The 24,513-nt window shown below is 29.1% G+C and carries 22 protein-coding genes; 9 read left to right on the top strand and 13 right to left on the bottom strand.

Translation table 11 applies throughout. The features are described 5' to 3' along the window. Positions 1-50: 50 nt before the first annotated feature. From Q0762_RS04320 to Q0762_RS04305, 4 genes are read right to left on the bottom strand one after another with little or no spacing between them, the layout of a single operon-like run. Positions 51-593, bottom strand: coding sequence for a DUF4252 domain-containing protein (locus Q0762_RS04320; protein ID WP_298764017.1), 543 nt, complete (start codon positions 591-593; stop codon positions 51-53). 43 nt (positions 594-636) lie between these two features. Continuing rightward, on the bottom strand, positions 637-1,161 hold the full coding sequence (locus Q0762_RS04315; RefSeq protein ID WP_298764013.1) for a DUF4252 domain-containing protein: 525 nt from the start codon (positions 1,159-1,161) through the stop codon (positions 637-639). Positions 1,162-1,186: 25 nt separating this feature from the next. Next, the gene (locus Q0762_RS04310) at positions 1,187-1,600 is read right to left on the bottom strand and encodes a hypothetical protein (protein WP_298764010.1); all 414 of its coding nucleotides are present in this window, start codon (positions 1,598-1,600) and stop codon (positions 1,187-1,189) included. Further along, positions 1,587-2,096 carry a sigma-70 family RNA polymerase sigma factor gene (locus Q0762_RS04305; protein WP_298764007.1) on the bottom strand — a complete coding sequence of 170 codons (510 nt, stop codon included), beginning with the start codon at positions 2,094-2,096 and terminating at the stop codon, positions 1,587-1,589. The genes Q0762_RS04310 and Q0762_RS04305 overlap by 14 nt, the downstream gene beginning before the upstream one ends. A gap of 163 nt (positions 2,097-2,259) precedes the next feature. Between Q0762_RS04305 and Q0762_RS04300 the strand changes: the two genes are divergently transcribed. Both Q0762_RS04300 and Q0762_RS04295 read left to right on the top strand, forming a co-directional pair. Continuing rightward, positions 2,260-3,714, top strand: a complete 1,455-nt coding sequence (locus Q0762_RS04300; protein WP_298764004.1) for a hypothetical protein — start codon at positions 2,260-2,262, stop codon at positions 3,712-3,714. A 5-nt stretch (positions 3,715-3,719) separates the two neighbouring features. Then, on the top strand, positions 3,720-5,198 hold the full coding sequence (locus Q0762_RS04295; protein WP_298764002.1) for a S41 family peptidase: 1,479 nt from the start codon (positions 3,720-3,722) through the stop codon (positions 5,196-5,198). Positions 5,199-5,260: 62 nt separating this feature from the next. On the opposite strand, the gene Q0762_RS04290 is transcribed toward Q0762_RS04295, so the two are convergent. After that, positions 5,261-6,241, bottom strand: a complete 981-nt coding sequence (locus Q0762_RS04290) for a patatin-like phospholipase family protein (RefSeq protein ID WP_298763999.1) — start codon at positions 6,239-6,241, stop codon at positions 5,261-5,263. Positions 6,242-6,286: 45 nt separating this feature from the next. Between Q0762_RS04290 and Q0762_RS04285 the strand changes: the two genes are divergently transcribed. Genes Q0762_RS04285 through pepT form a run of 3 tightly spaced genes read left to right on the top strand, consistent with a single transcriptional unit; the run spans position 6,287 to position 9,133 of the window. Beyond that, positions 6,287-7,327: an oxidoreductase gene (locus Q0762_RS04285; RefSeq protein ID WP_298763997.1), complete on the top strand. Its 1,041-nt coding sequence runs from the start codon at positions 6,287-6,289 to the stop codon at positions 7,325-7,327. A gap of 4 nt (positions 7,328-7,331) precedes the next feature. Then, entirely contained in the window at positions 7,332-7,895 is a 564-nt protein-coding gene (locus Q0762_RS04280) for a hypothetical protein (RefSeq protein ID WP_298763994.1), read from the top strand. Then, positions 7,892-9,133, top strand: a complete 1,242-nt coding sequence (pepT, locus tag Q0762_RS04275) for a peptidase T (RefSeq protein WP_298764129.1) — start codon at positions 7,892-7,894, stop codon at positions 9,131-9,133. Before Q0762_RS04280 ends, pepT begins: the two co-directional genes overlap by 4 nt. Positions 9,134-9,285: 152 nt before the next feature. On the opposite strand, the gene Q0762_RS04270 is transcribed toward pepT, so the two are convergent. Beyond that, positions 9,286-9,825, bottom strand: coding sequence for a 1-acyl-sn-glycerol-3-phosphate acyltransferase (locus Q0762_RS04270; RefSeq protein ID WP_298763992.1), 540 nt, complete (start codon positions 9,823-9,825; stop codon positions 9,286-9,288). A 92-nt stretch (positions 9,826-9,917) separates the two neighbouring features. Here Q0762_RS04270 and rmuC point away from each other — a divergent pair, with 92 nt between their 5' ends. Beyond that, positions 9,918-11,255 carry a DNA recombination protein RmuC gene (rmuC, locus tag Q0762_RS04265; RefSeq protein WP_298763990.1) on the top strand — a complete coding sequence of 446 codons (1,338 nt, stop codon included), beginning with the start codon at positions 9,918-9,920 and terminating at the stop codon, positions 11,253-11,255. Positions 11,256-11,373: 118 nt separating this feature from the next. Continuing rightward, positions 11,374-11,844 carry a hypothetical protein gene (locus Q0762_RS04260; RefSeq protein WP_298763987.1) on the top strand — a complete coding sequence of 157 codons (471 nt, stop codon included), beginning with the start codon at positions 11,374-11,376 and terminating at the stop codon, positions 11,842-11,844. Positions 11,845-12,003: 159 nt separating this feature from the next. Here Q0762_RS04260 and glyA read toward each other — a convergent pair whose 3' ends face one another. Further along, positions 12,004-13,278 (bottom strand): serine hydroxymethyltransferase, encoded by a 1,275-nt coding sequence (gene glyA, locus Q0762_RS04255; protein ID WP_298763984.1) that lies wholly within the window; start codon positions 13,276-13,278, stop codon positions 12,004-12,006. A 193-nt stretch (positions 13,279-13,471) separates the two neighbouring features. Between glyA and fahA the strand changes: the two genes are divergently transcribed. Further along, positions 13,472-14,755 (top strand): fumarylacetoacetase, encoded by a 1,284-nt coding sequence (gene fahA / locus Q0762_RS04250; protein WP_298763982.1) that lies wholly within the window; start codon positions 13,472-13,474, stop codon positions 14,753-14,755. A gap of 218 nt (positions 14,756-14,973) precedes the next feature. Here fahA and Q0762_RS04245 read toward each other — a convergent pair whose 3' ends face one another. From Q0762_RS04245 to yiaA, 6 genes are all read right to left on the bottom strand, one after another. Next, positions 14,974-16,509, bottom strand: coding sequence for an SDR family oxidoreductase (locus tag Q0762_RS04245; RefSeq protein WP_298763979.1), 1,536 nt, complete (start codon positions 16,507-16,509; stop codon positions 14,974-14,976). Between the two features lie 173 nt (positions 16,510-16,682). Continuing rightward, positions 16,683-18,029 (bottom strand): DEAD/DEAH box helicase, encoded by a 1,347-nt coding sequence (locus Q0762_RS04240; protein WP_298763976.1) that lies wholly within the window; start codon positions 18,027-18,029, stop codon positions 16,683-16,685. Positions 18,030-18,057: 28 nt separating this feature from the next. Then, the gene (locus Q0762_RS04235) at positions 18,058-19,368 is read right to left on the bottom strand and encodes a DEAD/DEAH box helicase (RefSeq protein WP_298763974.1); all 1,311 of its coding nucleotides are present in this window, start codon (positions 19,366-19,368) and stop codon (positions 18,058-18,060) included. Positions 19,369-19,664: 296 nt separating this feature from the next. Further along, the gene (locus Q0762_RS04230) at positions 19,665-20,966 is read right to left on the bottom strand and encodes a nitrate/nitrite transporter (RefSeq protein ID WP_298763971.1); all 1,302 of its coding nucleotides are present in this window, start codon (positions 20,964-20,966) and stop codon (positions 19,665-19,667) included. Positions 20,967-20,977: 11 nt separating this feature from the next. Beyond that, positions 20,978-21,871, bottom strand: a complete 894-nt coding sequence (locus Q0762_RS04225; RefSeq protein WP_298763968.1) for an EamA family transporter — start codon at positions 21,869-21,871, stop codon at positions 20,978-20,980. Positions 21,872-22,337: 466 nt separating this feature from the next. Next, positions 22,338-22,826 carry an inner membrane protein YiaA gene (yiaA, locus tag Q0762_RS04220; protein ID WP_298763965.1) on the bottom strand — a complete coding sequence of 163 codons (489 nt, stop codon included), beginning with the start codon at positions 22,824-22,826 and terminating at the stop codon, positions 22,338-22,340. Positions 22,827-22,965: 139 nt separating this feature from the next. On the opposite strand from yiaA, the gene Q0762_RS04215 reads away from it, so the two are divergent. Continuing rightward, a complete protein-coding gene (locus Q0762_RS04215) occupies positions 22,966-24,462 on the top strand; it encodes a hypothetical protein (RefSeq protein WP_298763962.1) in 1,497 nt (498 codons plus the stop codon). Positions 24,463-24,513 lie beyond the last annotated feature (51 nt).

Genomic DNA, 24,513 nt, shown 5'->3' with positions numbered 1-24,513 from the left:
AAAAGCCATAATTCTGCTAAGAATTATGGCTTAAAAACAATGCATTATTTTTATTTGGTAAACAAACTTGCAAATTGTTGTAATGCAGGACTTTTCTCATCAAAATCCATACTTTTTAGTGCATTTATAATTTTTGCGGGGTTCATATTTTCTCCCAACAATCTGGCAACTCCTACTCCAGTATTTTCACCATATCCAAATGCAATAACTTCATCGATATTATTGGTATCACCTGTAAAATAAATTTTAACATTCATGCCTTTTATTTTCATGGCTACCAAGTCTTTATAGGTTTTGTTTCCTTTAAAAATGGTTTTTAATTTTACTTTTTCAACTTCGTACTTTTCTGAATTATCATTTGTCTTTGGCAAAAAAGTAACGTTAATTTTTTTAATGCTTTTAATGGTTTCTTTTACTTCCTTAGAAACATCCGCCTTTGGCGATAAAACTGTACTTATAGGTAAATCTCCCGTAATAAAACCTGGTTTACCATTAGTGTCTACCAAGTAGCGTTGTAATGATTTTTCATTATTACAAGAGCTTGCAAGCATTACAAAAAATAATAAGGAAAAAAGTTTGGTTATTTTTGACATATTTTTAGGTATTTTAAAACTGAATACTAAATTCAATTTGTTATTATTTGTCCTTATTTTTATCTTCTTTTATAAAAGCATCGGCTAAATCAGACATTTTATTTACATCTATATTGCCCGTTAAAGAAATAATCATAGACTCTGTAATACCTTTAGTTTGCTTGTCTAAACCTTTAATAAACATTAAAACCTCACTTACATAATCTTTATTTTTTGTTGTTTTTACATAGATTTTAATTCTAGAATCGTCTTCCTTAATGCGCATTAATTCTGTTAACCTGTTCTTTTTAATGGCACCATTTACCATAGTTTCCATTTTTTCTGCAATTTTAACATCATCAGCAGAAAACATTCTAAATTCATTTAACTCTGTAATCATATTAAAGACATTCATTTCTTTACTTGCCTCTAATTTTTCTGGACTAAATTTAGATAAAAGCTCAAAAGCATCTTTGTTTACAACTACCATATCTACTCCATCCATATCTTCTAAAGCCTCAAAAAAAGACTGTGCACTAAACATCATTGGTGCAAGAATAAAAGCTATTAATACTATATTTTTTTTCATAATTTCTGTGTTTATTTACTGTTTTTTACTTTACTATTTTTTTTACTGAATTTTCATATACATACAAATGAGCAACAGCTTTTTCTCCTTTTTTAAGATTTGAAGATAATAACTTTAAACCCTTACTTATTTGAGCATACATTTTTTTTGCTTGGTATTTATCATATTCTTGTTTGCCAATAAATACACTAAACAATAGCATTACAGATGCTGCTACACTTAACCATTTATAATTTCGTTTTTTAGTTTTTAAATTAATGGTTTTTGTAAATTTATCTTGCTTTGCTGTTTTAAAATACGCAAACAGGTATTTATATTCTTGCAAATGAGGCGCAACATCACCTTCTGTAAAATAGATTTTTAAGGTAGTTTCCTCTTGCAAAGTAGTTGCTGCGTTTAGGTATTTTTCTATTAATTTTTCTATGTTAGCTAACTCCATAGTTGTGTTTTTTTATTAATGCTTCTCTAATTGTTTTCCTTGCTCTAGATAATGCCACCCTAACTGTGTTGGGTTTCATGTCTGTAATTTTACAAATTTCATCAAAATCATATTGTTCAATATCTCTTAACTGAATTATAATTTTTTGTTGTGCTGGCAAGGTTTCTATCAATTGATGTACTAGATTTACACTGTCTTTATATTCTATTTTTTTATCTAAAGACGTTTCTTTTTCTTTATAATTGGTATGTATTAAACTTAAATTATTGGCTTGTTTAGATTTTAATCGATCATAACAATAGTTTTTAGTCATTGTGATTGCAAAAGCTTCTACATTTTTATAATTCTCTATTTTTTCTTTACTTTTCCATAATTTAAAAATAAGTTCTTGCGTAGCATCTTCTGCCTCTTCTCTAGAAACCAACAATCTTTTTGCCAACCTAAATAACTTGTCTTTAAAAGGTAAAACAACTTGTAAAAATTCTGATTGTTTCATTTCTAATTTTACTGGTTTAAAAAACCCTAATTATTGTATTTTATTTCAAGGTTTACATTATTAGAACGATTGGCACTGTTTTTTGTTACAACAGATGTTAAAAATAATACTATTTGTTATAGTTTTGCGTTAGAATTAGCAAATAATCTTTATTTTAGTATTGATGAAAAACCTTTTTAAAAGCGCCTTATTTTTAGTTTGTATATTCAGTTTTATACAATGTGAAAAAGAAATTACGATACCAGAAAATATAGTTGTACAAGATTTTATTTGGAAAAGCTTAAACGCATACTACCTTTATCAAGATCAAATACCTGATTTAGCAGATAGACGTTTTAATTCTGACCAAGAATTAAATAATTATTTAAACGGCTTTGCAGATAACCAAGTACTTTTTAATGGTCTTTTAATACCTACTGATGAAAATTCTAATCTGATACTAGATTACACCAATTTAAACATCAATTTGCCTAGAACTGCGTTTACCAATGGTATGGAATTTATTGCCATTGAGCAACCAAATAATACGGATAATATTATTGGTATTGTTAGCCATATTTTACCAAATTCTAATGCAAGTAACAAAAACATTAGAAGAGGAGAATTTTTTAACAGTGTTAATGGAACCATTTTAACAAAAACAAATTTTGAAAACTTATTAATTACAAATACAAATCCATTTAACTTAGGTATGGTTAATTTTGATGGCGTAAACATTACTGCTAACGGAAAAGTAGTCTCATTAGAAAAAGAAAATTACAACTACCCAACTGCATTAATTGAAAAAACGTTTGCTTTAGGAGCAGCTAATATTGGATATTTATTATTTGCTAATGATTTTTCAGAAAATTCAATTGAAGAATTAAATAACACCTTTTTAGCATTTAAAAATCAGGCTGTTAATGAATTAATTTTAGATTTAAGATACAGTATTTCTGGCTCTGAAACAGAAACAAACATCGCTTATTTAGCCGCTTTAATTACTGGCCAGTTTGCAGCAGAACCTCTAATAAAAAAAGAATGGAATGCAAAAGCACAACGTTGGTTTTTAGACAATGAACCAGAAGCTTTAGTAACCAATTTCCCTACACAAATAGCTGAAAGAGGTAACTTAAATAGCCTAAATTTAAATAATGTATATCTAATTTTAAATGGTGAAAATTTTGATGGATCATCTGGTATAGAACTGTTAATAAACAGTTTAAAACCCTACATAAATGTAGAAATAATTGGCACAAATACTGCAGGAAACCCTAATGGAATACTTACTTTATACAATTCTGAAGATTATAATTTTGCCAATAGAAATACTACACATACTATAGCAACACAACCAACTGTGTTAACTTTCACCAATAATAACGACCAAAGTTTTATAGATGGTTTTACACCTAACATTACAACTTGTACAAATGAAGATATTTTAAATTTAGGAGAATTAGGAGAACGCACAGAACCAATATTAGATAGAGTTTTAACCTATATTTCTACCGGTAATTCTGGTGTAAACTTTAATTGTAATCCTAACAATTATGAGTTTATTTATAATTCTTTAGATGCGCAAAGATTGTTAGATAATGGTGTGTTAATAACACAAAATTTACCTAATACAAATTAACAATTATGAAAAAATATGTAATAATTACCTTAACGCTATCACTTTTTTTAAATTTTTCTTGTAGTAATGAAGTTGAAGAAAGTGAACCTCCTTTTGAAGTAACCACTGCAGATGATATCAATTATTTTATATGGAGAGGTTTAAACTTGTATTATTTATGGCAAGAAGATGTGCCCAATTTAGCAGATAATAGATTTAACAATTTGTTAGATATTTACACATTTTATAGAGATTTAGATTCGCCAGAAAGTACTTTTAACAGTTTATTATTTGACGCAGGAAATGTAGATCGTTTTTCTTGGATAGTAGATGATTATGTTGCTCTAGAAAACTCTTTTCAAGGCATAAATTTAACCACAGGTATGGAGCTTGGTTTTGTAAGATACCAAAACAGCAATACAAATGTTTATGCTTATGTACGTTATGTTGTACCAAATTCTAGTGCAGACACAGCAGGTGTACAAAGAGGTATGTTAATAACTAGCGTAAATGGCACACAACTTACAGATGTTAATTTTAGAGATTTACTTTTTGGCAACAACAATGCATTTACTATTGGCATAGGAGATTTTAATAATGGAAATCCTACAGATAACAACACAACTTTTTCTCTAACAAAAACAGAACTACAAGAAAACCCAATAGCCGTTTCTGAAGTTATAGAAGAAGGTAATAGAAAAATTGGGTATTTAATGTATAACCAATTTGCCAGTTCTTTTGACCGAGAATTAAATGCCGTTTTTGGCAATTTTAAATCAGAAAACATTAACGATTTAATTGTAGATTTAAGATATAACCCAGGAGGTTCTACAAGAACTGCAGGTTATTTAGGTGCTATGATTACAGGACAATTTGCTAATGAAATCTATGCAAAACAAGTCTGGAACCAGAAAGTTACCAATGCTTTAGATGAAGATAATTTTGTAGATAATTTTCCTACTTCAATCATTGTTAATAATGGTGTTAATGAGGCTATAAATAGTTTAAATTTAACACGTGTATATTTTATTGTTTCAGGTAGTTCTGCTTCAGCATCAGAATTGGTAATTAATGCTTTAGATGCCTATATTGATGTACAAGTAATTGGTACAGAAACCGTTGGAAAACAAGTTGGCTCTATTACTTTATATGATTCTGAAAACTTATTTAGAAATGGCGATAATTTAAATCCAGATCACACCTACGCTATGCAACCTTTAGTTTTTGAAATTCAGAATAAAGATGGTAATAATTACCCAAATGGCATTATTCCTGGTAATGTTGCTGGTAGTAATTTTAATGGTATAAACATCATTGAAAATCCTGGTAATTTAGGTGTTTTAGGAGAAAAATCAGATCCTCTTTTAAACCGAACATTAACTTTTATTACTACTGGTGCTAAGGGCAATTTTAAATCACAAAATGCTTTAAATATAGAACAAATTTACGATTCTAAATTGGCAATGCCTGCTGGTAATAATATGTATACAGAAATAGACAATTAGTTTTTTTAAATAATTTAAAAGCTCCTTAAAATTAAATATTTTAAGGAGCTTTTTTTATGCTTTTACTTTGATTTGTTAATGTTTAAATTATTAGGATCTTCTAAACAATCTTCTATTTCCTTATCTGTTAAAACATCTGGCCTAAATTCACTCATTTTTTCTTCGTCTTTAGACTTGGCATAATCAAAACCAGATTGCCACCATTTTTTCATTAATACTTTATCAAAAACTAAAGAATTTGTAGTTAAAACGGTAGGTGTATAATACAAATTTAAGTTTACGTTTTTATTAGCAGCAGCCAATTTACCAATAGTAATATTATGCCTTTCTACATGTACCAACATAAAATCAAAAACATCAAACAATAAAGAAAACGGATTTTTAGCGTGCAATCTATTTATTTGCGTTACTTCTGTTTCTAAAATAATGGCGTCAATTTCTGTAGCGCCTCTTAATATTGCTTCTCTTATAGGTATTAAAGAACCAAAGCCACCATCTGCATATTGACAATAATTTTTTTCCAACAAACTCATAAATGGCACATAATTGCAAGAACCCCAAATCCAATCACAGAAATCGTCATAAGAACAATCATTTATAGATTTGTATTCTATTTGATTGGCCGTTAAATTAGATACAGTTACCACCACTTCTTTCTGTGTGGCTCTTATAGTGTTATACATTTCTTTAGTAATATTTCTTTTAATTAAAGCACGTAAATTTTTGCTTTCTCCAAAAGTTTTTCTACCGTTTAAAAAGTTCCAAAATGTATTAAAATGATTGATACTAATCACCTTTTCGCCAGCAACTTTTTTAATTTTAAACGGATTATTACTAAATATAGTTTCTTGATTTACATTGGTATACAAATGTTTTAATTCGTCTAGCATACCCATTGCCAAATGGGAAACCATTAAGCTACCTGTAGATGTTCCTAAAAACAGATCGTATTCTTTACCTTCATTCTTCATTAAGTATTGTGCAACTCCACCTGCAAATGCTCCCTTACTTCCACCTCCAGAAATTACCAATGCTTTTTTCATTAATTCTATTACTTTATGTATTTTAGTCGTATAAAAATATTAAAAATGAAAAGAATAATAACAATTATTTTTACTTTCCTTTTTTTTGTTGCTTGCAAACAAGCTTATCAACCAAGAAATATAGATAAAATAACTATTAAAGAATTTAAAATAGAAGGTGCTAGCATTAGAGCAATTGAAGTTTTAGATAAAGACAACATTGTTTACGCAACTTCAAATGGGAGTATTGGTTATTTTTCAGATGATAAAAAAAATAAATCAATTTACAAACCTGTTTATCAAGACTCTATAATACCAAATTTTAGAAGTATTGCTGTAAATAATGAAGCTATTTTTGCGCTTTCTATTGAAAATCCTGCATTATTATATAAAATTTATGAAGATGAAATAACTTTAATTTATAAAGAAACACATGAAAAAGTTTTTTATGATACACTTACTTTTTTTGATGATTACAAACATGGCATTGCAGTTGGAGATCCAACAGAAAACTGTGCATCTATAATTATAACACAAGATGGTGGCGAAAATTGGCATAAAATTCCGTGTGAAAACTTACCAGAAATAGCAAAAGGCGAAGCCTTTTTTGCAGCAAGCAATACCAATATTAAAACTATAGGAAGTACCGTTTGGATTGCTTCTGGTGGTGCAAAAGCTAACATTTTAAAATCTAATAATTATGGAAAAACTTGGCAAGTTTTTAGCACACCAATTATTCAAGGAAATGGACCTCAAGGTATTTATTCTATAGATTTTTTAGACAAAAACAACGGAATTATTATTGGTGGAGATTATTCTAAACCATTAGAAAATAAAGCAAACAAAGCAATAACTGCAAATGGCGGTAAAACTTGGCAATTGGTAGCTAACAAACAGATACCAAATTATAAAAGTTGCGTACAATACGTACCAAATACATTTGGTAAAGAAGTTTTTGCTGTTGGTAAAACAGGAGTTTCATTTTCTAATGATGGTGGTAAAACTTGGTCAGATATTTCTAAAGATAGTTATTACGCCATACAATTTGCAGACAAAAACACAGCTTGGTTAAGTGGCAATGAAAAAATTGGTAAACTTGAATTCTAATTTTATGAAAATAATTAAGGTAGTAAGTTTCCTAATATTGCTGATGCTAATAGGCTGCACAAAAACAAACGAATTACAATATATTTTTAGCTGTAAAGAAGCTTTCTTTTCTAATTTAGAAACCATAACAGACCAAAAGCAAAGTTTTAAAATTTCTCTGCCAAAACAATGGAACACCAATTTTTATACAGATGAACTACAATCATCAATATACACTGCAGATACTACAAAACAATTAACAAAAACAATATTGCTAGATATTGCCCTATTTTCTAATAGAATAGAAATTAATGAACTATTTAAATTAAAATTGGAACAAGAAAATTTAGCAGAAAAACGAATTCAAAAAAAAGCAAAAGAACCTATATTTCTTAACAAACCAAGTTATTTTATACTAGCAAAAGGTATAAAAAACAAGTACAATTACCAATCTTTGCAATTATTTATTGCGCTAAACAAAAAACAATCTTTAATTGCAAAAGCAGAAATTTATGGCGATTCTTTGATAGAAAAAAGAGTATGCAAAGCCATTTCCTTATTCAACAAAATTTTGATAACAGAAGAATGATAGCTAAAGAACTTATTAAAAAACGTTTTATAAAATACGTAACTGTAAACACAGAATCAAATCCTAAAAACCCAGCTTTTCCAAGCTCAGAAAATCAATGGAATTTGGCAAAGATTTTAGAACAAGATTTAAAAAATATTGGTTTGTCAGATGTAGTGTTAGATAAAAACTGCTATATCATGGCAACATTACCAAGCAATATAAATTATAAAGTACCCACAATTGGTTTTATTGCGCATATAGATACAAGTCCAGATTTTACCGGGAAAAACGTAAAACCACAAATAATAGAAAATTATAACGGAAAAGATATTGTTTTAAATAAAACGGAAAATATTATTTTATCGCCAAATGATTTTGACGATTTGTTGCAATATAAAGGCCAAACCTTAATTACTACAGATGGCACCACACTTTTGGGTGCAGATGATAAAGCTGGTGTAACAGAAATTGTAACGGCTATGGAATATCTTATTCAAAATCCAGAAATAAAGCACGGTAAAATTAGAATTTGTTTTACACCTGATGAAGAAGTGGGCAAAGGCGCGCATTTGTTTGATGTAAATAAATTTGGGGCAGATTGGGCTTACACCATGGATGGTAGTCAAATAGGCGAATTGGAATATGAAAATTTTAATGCATCTAGCGCTACAATTACCATAAAAGGTAAAATGGTTCACCCAGGTTATGCAAAAGGAAAAATGATAAACGCTATGTTAATTGCAAATGAGTTTATTGCTGCTTTACCTAAAAATGAAGTACCCGAAAAAACAAGCGAATACGAAGGTTTCTATCACTTGCATGATATTTTGGGTGATGTAGAAAAAACAATATTAGAATATATTATAAGAGATCATGATATTAATTTGTTTGAAGAAAGAAAAAAGCAAATGCAACAAATTGCTTTTAATTTGAACAAAAAAATTGGTAAAGATTTAATTTCTGTGGAAATTAAAGATCAATATTTTAACATGAAAGAAAAAATTGAGCCAGTAATGCACATTGTAAATATAGTTGAAGAAACCATGAAAGACATCAACATTAAACCAATAATTAAACCTATTAGAGGTGGTACAGATGGTTCTCAACTTTCTTATAAAGGCTTACCATGTCCAAATATATTTGCTGGCGGCCATAATTTTCATGGCAGGTTTGAGTATGTTCCTTTAGAATCTATGCAAAAAGCAACGGAATTAATTGTAAGAATTACAGAAAAAGTTACAAAAAAATATGCATAAAAAAAGTCTCCAGTAAAACTGGAGACCATATCATAGCGTATGCTATTAAGTAATGATTTGATAATAAAGCCCCTAATCTCTATTAAGCAATTTTAATTACTATAACAAAATTACGCAAAATAAATGAAAGCGTCTTAAAAAAAATAAATAATTTAACATAAATTAAGATTTTTACCTTTTACACCCTTAAAAAAAGACTTAAAAACTTTAAAATCTTCATCTATATTACCCGTTGTGTAAATTGGTTTAGACACTTTTACCTTTTTATTTTCAAAATCTAAAGTAGCCATTACAATGGGTACCTTTGCACCTTGGGCAATATAATAGAAACCTGTTTTCCATTTGTCTACTTTTTTTCTTGTTCCTTCTGGAGATATGCCCAAACGAAACTCTTCTTTAGCATGAAACACTTTAATTACAGCATCTACCATATTTGTACTTTTAGTTCTATCTACAGGAGTGCCTCCTAAAGCTCTAAAAAAGTAACCAAAAGGCCATTTAAATAATGCATTTTTTCCAATAAAATTTATCATTATTCCTTCACTCATTCTTGTTAAAATAGCAATAGGAAAGTCTAACCAACTTGTATGTGGCGCTGCAATTACAACAAATTTCTTTATATCTTTAGGAAAACCATTTTCTACCTTCCAACCTAAAATTTTGTAAAATATAAACGTAGCTATTAATTTCAAAAAAAATATTTTTAAGATTGTTTACAAAAACCCTAAGTAAAGGTTTTTTGTTGTTTTTTAAAGTGATAAATTTAAGGACTTAAAATTACATTATGACAGAAATCATCATATACTTATTAATAGCCATAATTTTTGCACTAATTGGTTTATTTATAGGGAATTTAAAATCGAAACTTAATTTTGAAAAAGAAAAAACTGCTGTAGAAAAAGAGAAAGCTACATTAGAAGAACGCGTTGTTTTACTGCAACAATCTAAAGATATTACAGAAAATAATTACATAGCGCTGCAAAAAGAGTTGAAAACAATTCAGCAAGAAAAAGAAAACTTAATTACTGTAAATACAAGGCAAGATTCAGAAATTGGCAATTTAAATATAAAGCTTTCAGAAAATAAAGTAGAAGTAGCACAACTAAATGAAAAATTTACTAAAGAATTTGAAAATTTAGCCAATAAAATTTTAGATGAAAAATCTACAAAGTTTACAGAACAAAATAAAGAAAACATAAAAAACATTTTAAGTCCGCTTCAGGAAAAAATTAAAGGTTTTGAAGATAAAGTAGAAAAAACCCACAAAGAAAGTATCGATTATCATGCTGCTTTGCGTCAGCAAATTTTAGGTTTAAAAGAACTGAATCAGCAAATGAGTAAAGAAACTTTAAACCTTACCAAAGCTTTAAAAGGTGATAATAAAATGCAAGGAAATTGGGGCGAATTGGTTTTAGAACGTGTTTTAGAAAAATCTGGTTTAGAAAAAGATAGAGAATATTTTGTGCAACAAAGTTTTACTAATGATGAGGGTAAACGTGTTTTGCCAGATGTTGTAATTCATTTGCCAGATAACAAAAAAATGATTGTAGATTCTAAAGTTTCTTTGGTAGCTTATGAACAATTTATTAATGAGGAAGATGAAACATTAAAAGAAAAACATCTTAAAAAGCATGTATTGTCTTTAAAAACGCACGTAGAGCAATTAAGTGAAAAGAAATATGAAGATCTTTACAGAATAGAATCTCCAGATTTTGTATTGCTGTTTGTACCTATAGAACCTGCTTTTGCAGTTGCTTTAAATGCAGACAATCACATTTACAACAAAGCTTTTGAAAAAAATATTGTAATTGTTACTCCTTCTACCCTATTGGCTACATTAAGAACCATAGATTCTATGTGGAATAACGAAAAACAACAAAGAAATGCTTTAGAAATTGCAAGACAAGCAGGTGCTTTGTATGACAAATTTCAAGGTCTTTTAGGAGATTTAATTAATATTGGTAAAAGAATAGACGATAGTAAAAAAGAATATTCTGGTGCTATGAATAAATTAGTTGAAGGAAGAGGAAATATTATAACGAGTATAGAAAAATTGAAAAAAATGGGCGCAAAAGCTAAAAAATCTTTACCCGAAAAAATTATTGAACGCGCCAGTTCTTAAAAAATCTTAAGTACATGTTTTTGTTATTTAAATTTCCTGTTACCTAATAAACTAGTAGTGTTTACTAATTGTAACTTTCTCAAATAAAAAGCGATATCTATTTTTGATAAAAAACAAAATGAGAATTTACCTGTTATTATTTGCATTACTTTTTATGTTTAGTTGCGCTAGCAGAAATATAAAATACACTAGAGATAAGGTTTTAGAAAAAACATATAAAGATTATCATGTATTTTTAAATAATCAAAAAGTGCCTTTTTTTCCTTTACTCTTTTTAGATAAAGAAAACATTAAAAATACACGGATAAATAAACGAGACAAAACCGTAAAAATTGAGCAACTAAAAAAAGTTGAACTGCTAAATTTTAAAGATTTAAATTTAGATAGTTTGGCAGTTTTACCCTTAAAATGGAAAGAATTAAACCTAATAATAATAGATAATTTCTTAATGCATGCAGATTTTAAAGAAAAGATTAAGATTGAACCAAGTGCAATTAAAAATATCAAATATATTACTCATGATAAAATGCACACGTTAAATTTATGCGGTCATTATCACGGAAATGTATTAAAAGTAGAAATTAAATAATTACAAAAATAGTATTTAAAGTTATGTGTTTTTTGTTAGCCAAACGCACAAAGGTCTTTAATAAAAATAAAAAAGCATCAAGGTTTAAATCTTGATGCTTTTTAAGTTATTTATTAAGTAATCTGTAAAAATGCGCTATTTATTTGAAGGCATTACATTTTACATTACAAATAATCTTCTTGCACTCATCATAACTGCAACACGCTCACCTATTTCATGTAACGCTTCATCATTATCTGCATTTTGTATGGCTTCATCTATAAAGTCAACTACAGCTTTCATGTCTTCTACTTTTAAACCTCTTGTTGTAATTGCTGGCGTTCCAACACGTATTCCAGAAGTTACAAAAGGAGATTTATCATCAAAAGGTACCATGTTTTTATTTACAGTAATATCTGCTTTACCTAAAGCAATTTCTGCATCTTTACCACTAATGTTTTTGTTTCGTAAATCTATTAACATACAGTGATTGTCTGTACCACCAGAAATTAATTTGTACCCTTTAGCTACAAATTCTTTTGCCATAGCAGCAGCATTTTCTTTAACTTGAATTTGATATTCTAAAAACTCATCTGTTAAAGCTTCACCAAAAGCAACCGCTTTTGCTGCAATTACGTGTTCTAATGGTCCTCCTTGATTTCCTGGAAAAACAGCAGAATTTAATAACATTGACATTTTTTTAGGCTTTCCACTTTTTAAAGTTAATCCAAAAGGATTGTCAAAATCTTTCCCCATCATAATTAAACCACCTCTTGGCCCACGTAAAGTTTTATGAGTTGTAGTTGTTACAATATGGCAATGTGGTAAAGGATCATTTAAAATACCTTTAGCAATCATACCAGAAGGGTGAGAAATATCTGCCATTAAAATAGCACCAACAGAATCTGCAATTACTCTAAAACGCTCAAAATCTATATCTCTAGAATATGCAGAAGCACCAGCAATAATTAGTTTTGGCTGTTCTCTAGTTGCAGTTTCCTGAATTTTATCATAATTTAAAACACCTGTTTCTTCTTCTACTCCGTAAAAAACAGGATTGTATAATTTTCCTGAAAAATTTACAGGAGAACCATGTGTTAAATGCCCACCATGAGAAAGGTCGAAACCTAAAATTTTATCTCCAGGATTTAAACAAGCAAAAAACACAGCTGTATTTGCTTGAGAACCAGAATGTGGCTGTACATTTACATATTCAGCACCAAACAATTCTTTAGCTCTATCAATTGCAATTTGCTCTACAATATCCACAACTTCACATCCACCATAATAACGTTTTCCAGGATAACCTTCTGCGTATTTATTAGTTAAAATAGAACCTTGAGCCTGCATTACTTGATCGCTCACAAAGTTTTCAGAAGCAATAAGCTCCAAACCGTTTAATTGTCTTTCTTTTTCTTCCTGAATAAGGTCGAAAATTTGATTATCTAATTGCATTTTTATTGTTTTATAGAAAGCATCAAAAATAAGCAAAAAGCTACTTTTTTTATTACATTTTTAAACTATTTATTAAAACTTATTAAGATTTATTATGAATAAAAAAAAGGATTGTTAAAAATAAGTTATTGCTTAAATTTCTTAATGAAAATGATAAAAAAATTATATAGATTTGGTAAAAAGAATTTAACAGATGAAGATAATAGCAAACAACCCAAATAGAAAATCTTGGTTAAAAGTAGCAGCAAACTCAGACTTTCCCATACAAAACATACCTTTTGGTGTTTTTATAACTAGAGATGATATTATTACTATAGGCAGTAGAATTGGAGATTTTGCTATAGATTTAGGTGCTTTTCATCAATTGGGCTATTTTGATGGTATCCCTTTAACTGACGACATGTTTCTGCAAGATAATTTAAACGATTTTATTGCAGACGGCAGAAAAACTTGGCGTTTGGTAAGAAATAGAATTGCAGAAGTTTTTGATGTTACCAATGGTGCTTTAAGAGATAATGCAGCACATAAAGATAAAATTATTTTTAGAATGGATGAAGTAGAAATGCTTTTACCCGTTGCTGTTGGAGATTACACAGATTTTTATGCGAGTAAAGAACACGCCACTAATGTAGGTTCTATTTTTAGAGATCCAGAAAACGCATTATTACTAAATTGGTTGCATGTACCTATTGGTTATCATGGTAGAAGTTCTTCCATTGTGCCTTCTGGTACAAAAATTAGAAGACCTTATGGACAAACAAAACCTAATGAAGGCTGTAAAATACCTAATTTTGGCCCTTCTAAATTAATAGATTTTGAGCTAGAAATGGCTTTTATAACCACAGATGCAAATGTTTTAGGAGAAAGAATTCCTATTGAAGAGGCAGAAGAATACATTTTTGGTTTGGTGCAATTTAATGATTGGTCTGCTAGAGATATTCAGGCTTGGGAATATGTGCCTTTGGGGCCTTTTTTAGGAAAAAACTTTGCCTCTACCATTTCTCCTTGGATTGTAACTTTAGATGCTTTAGAGCCTTTTAGAACAGAAAATCCTAAGCAGTTACATGAACCTTTACCTTACTTAAAACAAACTAAAAAATGTAGTTATGATATTAATTTACAAGTTGGTATTCAACCAGAAAATGGTGAGGAAACGGTAGTTGCAAACTCTAACTTTAAATACATGTATTGGACAATGGCACAACAATTGGCGCATCATACTGTAAATGGTTGTCCTGTAGAATCTGGAGATATGATGGGTTCTGGAACCATTTCTGGACCAACAAAAGATAGTTTTGGCTCTATGTTAGAATTAACTTGGAAAGGACAAAACCCTATTACTTTAAAAGATGGTTCTACCAGAAAGTTTATTAATGATAATGATACTGTAATTATGCGGGCGCATTGTAAAAATGATAAAGTAAGAATTGGATTTGGAGAATGTGTTGGTAAAATTTTACCTGCTACAGAATTCTAAATTAAAACTTTACTAAAATATAAAACCTCAATTTCTTTAAAACAAGATTTTGAGGTTTTTTGTTTTTTGATGATTTATGCTGTTTAAAACCAAACTATGTTGGCAAACAAGTTTAGCCGTGATTGAAACATTTGTTTGAGCTCTTTTTTGTTCTTTTTCTGAACAAAAAAAGCGAGTGTTGAAAGCGCGAATAGCTCCTAATAAAAAGCATAAATGGCTTACCAATCTATTGGAAAGTAGTCTTTTAAGAATTTACCACACCAATGTTTGCCTGTGTTTATGCCATCTATTAAAGGATCCATAACTCTTGCTGCACCATCTACAATATCTAAAGGCGGCTGAAAATCGTGTGTTTCTGCTTTCTTTTTTGCCAATTCTGCGGGGTCTTCATCTGTAACCCAACCTGTATCTACAGCATTCATATAAATACCAGATTTTGCAAAGGTACTTGCAGATGTATGCGTTAACATATTTAATGCCGCTTTTGCCATATTTGTATGCGGATGCCTGTCTTCTTTTTTAAAGCGATGAAACTTGCCCTCCATAGCAGTTACATTAATAATGTGTTTTTTACCCGTATTCTCTTTCATCATTAAATTAGACAAACGATTGCACAAAACAAAAGGTGCTACAGCATTTACCAGCTGTACTTCTACCATTTCTGTGGTTTCTATTTGTCCTAATTTTAAACGCCAACTGTTGGTTTTTCTCAAATCTACTTGTTGTAAATCTGCATCTAATTCTCCTTCTGGAAAAACTTCTGCGGTTTGCAGAGAATTATCAAAACTATACGGAATTTGAGATAATTCTGCCGAATTTCTTAAGCCAATACCTGGTTCTGGCCCATGCCAAGTTACAGGTAAAACGTTGTTTTTACTTGTTTTTGCAGTTGAAACGCTTAAACTGGACAATTCCTCTAAACAAGCTGCGTGTTCTTTTAATAATGTTTGTGCTAATTTTGGTAATTGATCAATGGGTTTCTTCTCATTTTCCATTAAATGAAAATAAAAACCAGAAGGTCTTCTAACCGTTTGTGCTGCATTATTGATGAGAATATCTAAACGATTGTATTTTTGTTCTATATAATTACAAAAAATTTCTACACTTGGTATGTGTCTTAAATCTAAGCCATGAATGTGCAAACGATGGCTCCAATCTTTATAATCTTCTTCTTTAGAAAAACGAATTGCAGAATCTGCTGGAAAACGTGTGGTTGCAATTACAGTGGCTCCAGAACGCAAACACATTAAGGTAATATGATACCCAATTTTTAAACGAGAACCTGTAATTACAGCAACTTGGTCTTTTAAATCTGCTGTTTGAAAACGTTTTGCGTAATTTAAATCTCCACAAGAAGTACACATGGTATCATAAAAATGATGCAATTTTGTATAAACTGTTTTACATACATAGCAGTTTCTTGGCGATTCTAATTCTGGTGTATCTTCTGGTATGGCTGCTGCACCAAGCAATTTTGGGGCAACAAATAATTTTGCTTCTCTTGCAGAACGAATTCCTGTAGATTTTCTGGCGTGTTTATCGCTTTCTATTTGCTTGCGTTTTGCGGCTTTTTTCGCATCTTTTCTTCTTCGTTGAAACTCGTGTCTATTAGGACGAGATAATGCGCCAGCAACTTTAAACAAAGCTACTCTTTGCTCTTCTGGTAGCTCAAAAAGCTGGTTGGTATCATCTAAATACTTTTGTATTGTATTGATGCAAATTTCTATCTCTTTATTATGTTTTTTATCGCTCATGAAATGATAAAACTAAATTATAATTTGTGCATTTAAAAATGTTCTGGATACAATTCTACCAAAAAAAGTAAATTTACAAGAACTTATTTTTCATAATTAATGTAATCGTGTAAATCGCTATAACTTGGAATGATATTCTTTTGAAAGCATTTAATATAAAGCAATTTTTCAGGTTACGATTTACTCTTTTTTTTCTTTTTTGAAACTTCTGTTGTAAGACTTGTTGTTTTTGTATTTGCTAAATAATTTGCCAATATTTTATCTACCAATTCATCTTTTGTTAAGTGATGAAATATTGTTTTTATTTGTGCTTTAAAATCTTCAGAAACCTGTTTATTGGGTTTTGTTTTAAAAATTTTATTTGCCCAAATTAATGCGTTATTTTCTTCGATATTTTTAGCACTTGCTTTTTCAAATACCTGAAAACGAATATCTAAAGCACGCTCAAATTCAGAAATGTCTTCTATTTCTTCTTGCTGAATAATGGTTAAAGAAAGTCCGCTTGCTCCTGCCCTAGCAGTTCTTCCACTTCTGTGCACATAAGCATCATAAGTATCTGGTAAATGATAATTTACAACATAAGAAAGGTCTTTTACATCTATACCTCTGGCAGCCAAATCTGTTGCTACTAAAATATTTAGATGTCCTTCTCTAAATTGATTCATAATTCTATCACGAATTCCTTGCGTTAGACTACCATGAATTGCACCCGAAGAAAACTTATTAATTGCTAATTTTTTGGCTAATTTATTAACAGCAGCTTTTGTTTTACAGAAAATAATACCACGTTTACTGGCATTAACATTTAAAAAATGTAATAAAACCTCTAATTTTTCAATTGGTTCTACAACTACATATTTATGGTCAATCCCTTTATGTCCTAAAGATTCCATATTTACTTCTATTTGAAGTATTTCTTTAGACATATAATTGTTTACCAATTGTTTAATTGCACCAGATAAGGTTGCTGTAAACAATAATGTTCTTCTTTTTTTAGGGATTTCTTTAATAATTAAATCTAAATCGGCTTTTAAAGCACTTACCATTTCGTCTGCTTCATCTAAAATAAAATAAGCAATATTTTTTAGGTTTACGGCTTCTCTTTTTACTAAATCTGCCAACCTACCAGGAGTTGCAACAATAATATGTGTATCTTCTTTTAGGCGTTCTATTTGAGGTTTAATAGGAATACCACCACAAATTGAAGCAATTGAAATGGCAGGAATGTATTTTGAAAAAGACTTTAAATTACAAGAAATTTGCTGACCTAACTCTCTTGTTGGTGCTAAAATTACTGCCTGCACTTCTTTATTATTTACATCTATTAATTGCAATAATGGCAAACCAAAAGCGGCAGTTTTACCTGTTCCTGTTTTTGCTAAACCCACAACGTCTGCTGTTTTGTTTAATAAAACTGGAATTATTTTTTCTTGAATCTCTGTGGGTTTAGAAATATTTAAATCCTTTAGCCCATTTAGAAGTTCTTCTTGAATTCTTAAGTCTGAAAATTGCTTTGACATATTTTTACTTTTTGAAAATATTTGAATTTTAAACTTTATAAATTCTAACCTTTTTCTTTTTTAAACGAGAATTGTTTAATATATCTACTAAATTGTTACTTTGCGTTGCAGGAACTGCTACAAAAGCGCAATCTTGCTTTAACTCTATGATTCCCAGTTCGTTTTTGCCTAGTTTTCCTTGTTTTATAAACAAACCAGCAATATCTCCTTTAGAAATTTTGTCTTTTCTACCACCAGAAATAAATAAGGTTTCCCAAAAAACAGCTTCTCTTTCCGCTTGTTTTGTGATATTTTGTAGGCTTTCTTCTTTAATAAATTCTGGCAAACGCTCGTCTTTCCATTTTAAAATAAAAGCAGTTCCTTCTGCTGCAACTCTTGCTGTACGTCCGTTTCTATGCGTAAATTCTTCTACGGCTTGTGGCAATTCATAATGAATTATAAAATCCATTTCTGGAACATCTATACCTCTTGCTGCTAAGTCTGTTGCAACTAAAAGTTGATTTGTACCGTTTCTAAACTTTATTAAAGAACGTTCTCTATCCTTTTGCTCCATTCCGCCACTAAAACAACCGTGTTTAATATTTTTAGTTTCTAAAAAGTTATTTAATGTTTGAATTGTATCTTTTAAATTACAGAAAATAATACCTTGTTTATTGCCTATAAAATTTAATAAATGCAATAAGGTGTTTTGTTTATTTTTTGAAGGAGAAACTACCGTTTTAATCTGTAGTTTAGAGGTTGTTGCTTTTAAATAATTTATAATGTTTGGTTTTTGTAACGCTACAAAATCAGGAATCTCAACTCCTTGTGTTGCAGAAGTTAAGATTCTATTATTTAAAGTAGTTAATTCATTTATTATACCACGCATTTCATACTCAAAACCAACTTCTAAAGACTTGTCAAACTCATCTAAAACCAAAGTTTTAATGTATTCTTTTGAAAAACGTTCGTTTGCAAAATGATCTGAAATTCTACCTGGAGTTCCTATTAATATTGCTGGCAAATGCTTTAATTCTATTTTGTCTTTAGACATAGGTCTACCGCCATAAACAGCATTTACTTTAAAACCAGAACCCATAGCACGTATTACTTGTTCTATTTGAATTGCTAATTCTCTTGAAGGCACCAAAATTAAAGCTTGAATTTCTTCTAAATTAGGATCTAAAAATTCTAATAAAGGTAAGGCAAAAGCTAATGTTTTTCCTGTTCCTGTTGGCGATAGTAAGATTACATTATCATTTTTACGTATTGTAGCAACCGCTTCTTCTTGCATTCTGTTTAACTGTGTAATACCCAGTTTTTGCAAGATTTCTTGTTGATTTTTAATTTGATTTGCCATTGCTATTAAATTTTAAAAAGTGTGCAAATATAGGCAGACTTGTTGGGTTAAAGAATTATTACAGGCTTTTGTAATTTTTTTTCTGATTCAAACAAAAAACACCACTGTTTGAAAGCAGTGGCATTTATTAAAAATTTTTATTTCGATAAAATTTATTTCTTTCAGGAATTTTAGCATTCGTGCTATAGATTACTAAATAAAAATGTTCCGCTTTCATTAAATTAGTAGGAGCTTAATCTTTTCACAAGAAAATTTATTGTTTAAAAACTACGGTTTTGACAATAATGAATAATCGGTTATTTTTCTGGTTTATATAGCTTTAAACTACCAATGGTTAAAAACAATAAAAAAGCAATTAAAATATAGCTAACATAGCTGTAGCTACCTAGTTTTGTGTAACAATAACTCATTAAACTTGGTGCTAAAGCGCTTGCAATTACCAAAAAACTCATTACTTTACCAGTAATTTCTCCTAAATATTTCCTACCAAAGTAACGTGGCCAAGTTACAGCATTAACTACTGCAAATAAGCCACTAAAACTTCCTAAACCTATAACTAACAAGTAAACGCCATAAGATTGATTTAATAGAAGTAAACCAAAAGCTGCTAAAAAACCACAACAAATCATTACATATAAATAAACTTTGTGCTGTACATAATCACTTAGAATATTTGCTAATGTAGAAATACTTATGGCAATAATCGAGATTGGTAAAAAAATTGAGATAGCCTCTTCCTTAGTATAATTTTGACTTTTAAAAATAGAAACTACATGAAACGTAAAACCCGTAGCAAAAAAACTATTAAAAGACAACGCCAAACCAAACATCCAAAAGGCACGTGTTTTTTTTGCTTCTTTTAATGTAAAATTAATTTCTGTAACAGGAGCTTTCTCTTTTTTTGTTTTTTTAACAAAACCATCAGGAATAAAACCAAAATCTTCGGGTTTATTTCTATAGAATTGAAGTATTAAAATACCGAATATAAATAGGCATAATGCTAGAATTTGCCAACTTAACTCCCATCCATTTTTATCAATTAAATAATTTATTAAAATTGGCGAACTGGAAAAACCTAAAGAAACGGTTATGCTACTTATCGAATTCATTTTTCCGCGATTTTTATCAAACCACATCATTACCATATTTCTAGAAGCCATGGTTAATACTCCTTGACCACAAAAACGAATGAAAAAGAATAATAAACAAATAATTACAAAAGAAATAACCCAAGAACCTGTATTAAAACTAGTTTTTAAAAAGTTGCTGATATTTTCTGATATAGAAAATAATAATAGTGCAAAACCTAAACCTGTAGCTGCAAAAAAAGCAACTATTCTAGCCCCAAACTTATCAAACAAAACACCGGCTTTGGTTACAAAAAAAGCACTAAGTAAAGTACCAATCATGTACCCATTACTAAATTGATTTCGAGTTAAACCAAGTGCATCTTTTACAGGATCTGTAAATACAGAAACACCTACGGTTTGCCCTGGAATACTAAACAAAACACCAATACTACCAAAAAATAGAATTATGTAACCATAAAAAAATGGAAATTTCTTTGGATTTATAAATGAGAATTTATTTGGATTCATTTGCTAAAAATTTACCTTCTTTTTCTAGAAGTTATAAAATAAACACCTGTTAATAAAACAACAGATGCTACCATAGATTGTGTGCTTATTTTTTCATCTAAAAAATACCAACCCATAAACAAAGCTATCACTGGATTTACATAAGCAGATGTGGCTACTTTTTCTGTAGAAACCACCTTTAAAAGGTAATTAAAAGCAGTAAAAGCAACTATACCACCTAAAAAAATTAATAAAAGCATAGCTATTTGTACATTAGCACTCCAATTTGTTGGTAAAGACCAAGTTTCTTTAAAACTTATACTAATTAAAGCCAAAACTGCACCAGCTACAATCATTTGGATGCCTGTACTTACTAAAAAATTTTTAGGTAAATCTGCCTTGGATACAAAAACACCACCATAACTCCACCCTAAAACACAACCCAACATTACTAAAATACCTATAATTGTTTGTTCTGAAGTAACCAATTCTTGCTGACTAATTAGCAAGTACATACCCAAAATACCTAAAGTAACACCAACAATAGATTTTTTCTGCATTGGTTTTCTATCAATAAAACGTAATATTAACAATACAAACAAAGGCTGTGTAGATGCTATTAATGCCGCAAAACCACTATCTACAAATTGTAAAGCCCAAACAAAAACACTATTTCCTAGAATTAAAAAAAATAAAGAAGCAATGGATGCGTTTTTAAGTTGCTTTAAAGAAATTTTAAAATTAGCACCAGCTATTTTAGCGATAAGCATCATTAAAACACCTGCTATAGAAAAACGTATACTTGCTAAAAAAAAAGGTGGCAACTCTGTAACTGCAACTTTATTAAATAAATAGGTAGAACCCCAAATTATATAAATAGCAATAAACGAGAAAACAATTAATATTTGGGTTTTAGTAGCTTTCAATACTTTATTTTTAAAGGTTGCGAAATTACTATTATTATTTTGCAAATCACTATTTTACCAAATATAAAAAGAACTTTTAATCGCTTACTTTTAATTATTATTGCTTAACTAAATAACAAAAAAATAGTTGTAATTACCTAAAAAACTGCCGTTTAAACCGTAACTAAAACAGCATTTTATGATTACTTTGAGTTTGGGCATTAGTCTATTTCATGTTTTTTCTTTGTAAAAAGGTACAACATCAATAAAAGTGATTAAGAATAATTACTGCTAGCACTTTATGCGTGTTTGGTTTTGAGCAAATAATTAAAGAGTTTTAGCAATTTTAAAAGTAATTCTAATAAATGCATATTAGATATTATATGTTTATTCGTGTAAAACGCTCGTAAAAAATTTACGAACGTTTGTTTTTTTAAACCTCACAAGCCTAAACTTATGGGGTTTTGGATTTAAAACCATTATCAAACTAACTATTTTCTTCTTCATTTTTAGTGTTGATAAAATCGATATCTCTGGTGTTTTTTTGAACGGTAATTGCTCCAAAAAGACTTAATAAATAAGAAATTGCATAAAAACCTTTTTCACTTAACAGTAAATCTGCATTTCTTAAACCAATTATTAATAATAATAAAGATGCAATTACAACTACCCAACTAATGCCGTAATACATTTCGCTTACTTTAATTTGTTCTGCTTTATCTCTTACTGCTTTTTGAAGTGAAATAACTGCATAAATTCCCATTAAAAGAATCGCAAAATAGTAACCTTTTTCATTCAACTCCATAGTTGCATTCCACAAACCAATACAATAAGAAAGTAACCCTATAACTACAACACCCCAACTTGACCCCACATAAGCTGCAGTTGGTTTTGGATTTACAATGTTTTTAAAATTGTTCTTTTTACTTTGTTTTTTAGTTTCTTCATTTGCAGAAACTGTTGTTTGATAATTCATAATTTTTAGTTTAATAATTATACTGCAAATTTGCGATAGAAATACAATACTGTAAAAACACATTTTAAAAATTACTGACGATATATTTATATAAAAATAGTCTTACACATATATTTTTTAATAAATTACTGATGATATAATGATAGATTTAAAAGCCATTATTAATAGTTTATCCAAAGAACAACAGCAAGAGTTTTTAAATTATTTAAATAAAAAGAACAAACGACAAGATGCTAAAAACGTACAGCTTGTAAAGTTGTTAAGAGATAAAGACTTGTCTTCTAAAGAAATCTGCATACAACTTTATAAAAAAGACAACAAAGTTGCTTTTCATGCTTTAAGAAAGCGTTTGTTTGATTCTTTAATTGATTTCTCTGCCAATACAAGTTTAAGAAAAGAGAATTCTATAGACATACACTTAATAAAATTAATTGTTTCTTCTAGAAGTTTTATGCTTAAAAAGCAATTTAAAATAGGATTTCAAATTTTAGAAAAAGCTGCCGTTATTGCAAAAGAGCAACAACTATATCCAATTTTAAATGAAATTTATCATACTAAAATTCAGTACTCTTATCATTTTCCAGATCTAAATATTAATGATTTAGTTCACGAGCACAAACAAAATCAGAAAAAGCATCAATTAGAAGAATCTTTAAATATAGCGTATGCAAAAATAAGAAGAGCACTTTCTGAGGTAACACATCAACAGAAAATAATTGATATTAATACTTTTGTAACAACTTCGTTAGAAATTGAAAATATTAAAATTTCTAAAGATTTATCTTTCAAATCTCTATATCAAATTATTCAAATTATTAATATTTCTTCTGCTCAAAACTATGAATATTGGAACATAGAACCATTTTTACTAGACAGTTACAACATCATTAAAAACCATAAATCTATTGAAAAGCAAAATTATTACCATATTGAAATTTTATACATAATTGCCAATACTTTATTTCGTAATAGAAAGTTTATAGCATCTGAAAAGTATTTAAAACGCATGCATACTTTAATGTTAGCGCATAAACAGCAATATTATACAGAATTTGTAAATAAATTTTATTTGCTTTCTGCTTTGAATAATAATTACCAAGGAGATAATGATAATGCCATTATTATTTTAGAGAACGTAAAACTTACAAAAAAAACAACTATTATAGACCAATTGGATATAAAACTGGCTTTAATTGTATTTTATTTTCAAAAAGGAGATGTAATAAAAGCGAATAAAGTTATTACGAAACTATACCACACAGATAAATGGTATTTAGAGAAAGTAGGCATAGATTGGTTAATTAAAAAGAACATTGTAGATATCTTACTTCAAATTGATCTGGGAAATATAAATGCTGTAGAGTCCAGAATTTTAAGCTTTAAAAGAACTTATAATAAACATCTACAAAAGGCAAATCAAAATAAAGTGATTACCTACTTAAAATTGGTAGAAACTTACTATAAAAATCCTGAAAGCGTAACTACTTTATCTTTTTACAACAAAGTAAAAACAGCTTTTCAATTTAAAAATAATAAAAAAGAAGATCTATTTATTATAAGCTTTTATGCTTGGTTAAAAGCAAAAATGACCAAACAGGATATCTATTTAGTCACTTTAGAATTATTAAAATCTTAAGATTAATATTTTAATTGCTAACCTATTCTTATTCTCAATAGATCTCAAACT

This window comes from uncultured Polaribacter sp., from assembly GCF_947495205.1.
Classification (GTDB): Bacteria; Bacteroidota; Bacteroidia; order Flavobacteriales; family Flavobacteriaceae; genus Polaribacter.
This window is presented reverse-complemented; position numbering and strand designations above follow the sequence as displayed.

What these genes read in the sequence shown, in the direction of transcription:
- pepT (WP_298764129.1), top strand. Translation starts at nt 7,892, where the DNA reads ATGATAGCTAAAGAACTTATTAAAAAACGTTTTATAAAATACGTAACT.
- Q0762_RS04260 (WP_298763987.1), top strand. Translation starts at nt 11,374, where the DNA reads ATGAGAATTTACCTGTTATTATTTGCATTACTTTTTATGTTTAGTTGC.
- Q0762_RS04280 (WP_298763994.1), top strand. Translation starts at nt 7,332, where the DNA reads ATGAAAATAATTAAGGTAGTAAGTTTCCTAATATTGCTGATGCTAATA.
- Q0762_RS04240 (WP_298763976.1), bottom strand. Translation starts at nt 18,029, where the DNA reads ATGTCAAAGCAATTTTCAGACTTAAGAATTCAAGAAGAACTTCTAAAT.
- fahA (WP_298763982.1), top strand. Translation starts at nt 13,472, where the DNA reads ATGAAGATAATAGCAAACAACCCAAATAGAAAATCTTGGTTAAAAGTA.
- rmuC (WP_298763990.1), top strand. Translation starts at nt 9,918, where the DNA reads ATGACAGAAATCATCATATACTTATTAATAGCCATAATTTTTGCACTA.
- glyA (WP_298763984.1), bottom strand. Translation starts at nt 13,278, where the DNA reads ATGCAATTAGATAATCAAATTTTCGACCTTATTCAGGAAGAAAAAGAA.
- Q0762_RS04215 (WP_298763962.1), top strand. Translation starts at nt 22,966, where the DNA reads ATGATAGATTTAAAAGCCATTATTAATAGTTTATCCAAAGAACAACAG.
- Q0762_RS04295 (WP_298764002.1), top strand. Translation starts at nt 3,720, where the DNA reads ATGAAAAAATATGTAATAATTACCTTAACGCTATCACTTTTTTTAAAT.
- Q0762_RS04290 (WP_298763999.1), bottom strand. Translation starts at nt 6,241, where the DNA reads ATGAAAAAAGCATTGGTAATTTCTGGAGGTGGAAGTAAGGGAGCATTT.
- Q0762_RS04310 (WP_298764010.1), bottom strand. Translation starts at nt 1,600, where the DNA reads ATGGAGTTAGCTAACATAGAAAAATTAATAGAAAAATACCTAAACGCA.
- Q0762_RS04305 (WP_298764007.1), bottom strand. Translation starts at nt 2,096, where the DNA reads ATGAAACAATCAGAATTTTTACAAGTTGTTTTACCTTTTAAAGACAAG.
- yiaA (WP_298763965.1), bottom strand. Translation starts at nt 22,826, where the DNA reads ATGAATTATCAAACAACAGTTTCTGCAAATGAAGAAACTAAAAAACAA.
- Q0762_RS04285 (WP_298763997.1), top strand. Translation starts at nt 6,287, where the DNA reads ATGAAAAGAATAATAACAATTATTTTTACTTTCCTTTTTTTTGTTGCT.
- Q0762_RS04245 (WP_298763979.1), bottom strand. Translation starts at nt 16,509, where the DNA reads ATGAGCGATAAAAAACATAATAAAGAGATAGAAATTTGCATCAATACA.
- Q0762_RS04235 (WP_298763974.1), bottom strand. Translation starts at nt 19,368, where the DNA reads ATGGCAAATCAAATTAAAAATCAACAAGAAATCTTGCAAAAACTGGGT.
- Q0762_RS04315 (WP_298764013.1), bottom strand. Translation starts at nt 1,161, where the DNA reads ATGAAAAAAAATATAGTATTAATAGCTTTTATTCTTGCACCAATGATG.
- Q0762_RS04300 (WP_298764004.1), top strand. Translation starts at nt 2,260, where the DNA reads ATGAAAAACCTTTTTAAAAGCGCCTTATTTTTAGTTTGTATATTCAGT.
- Q0762_RS04230 (WP_298763971.1), bottom strand. Translation starts at nt 20,966, where the DNA reads ATGAATCCAAATAAATTCTCATTTATAAATCCAAAGAAATTTCCATTT.
- Q0762_RS04320 (WP_298764017.1), bottom strand. Translation starts at nt 593, where the DNA reads ATGTCAAAAATAACCAAACTTTTTTCCTTATTATTTTTTGTAATGCTT.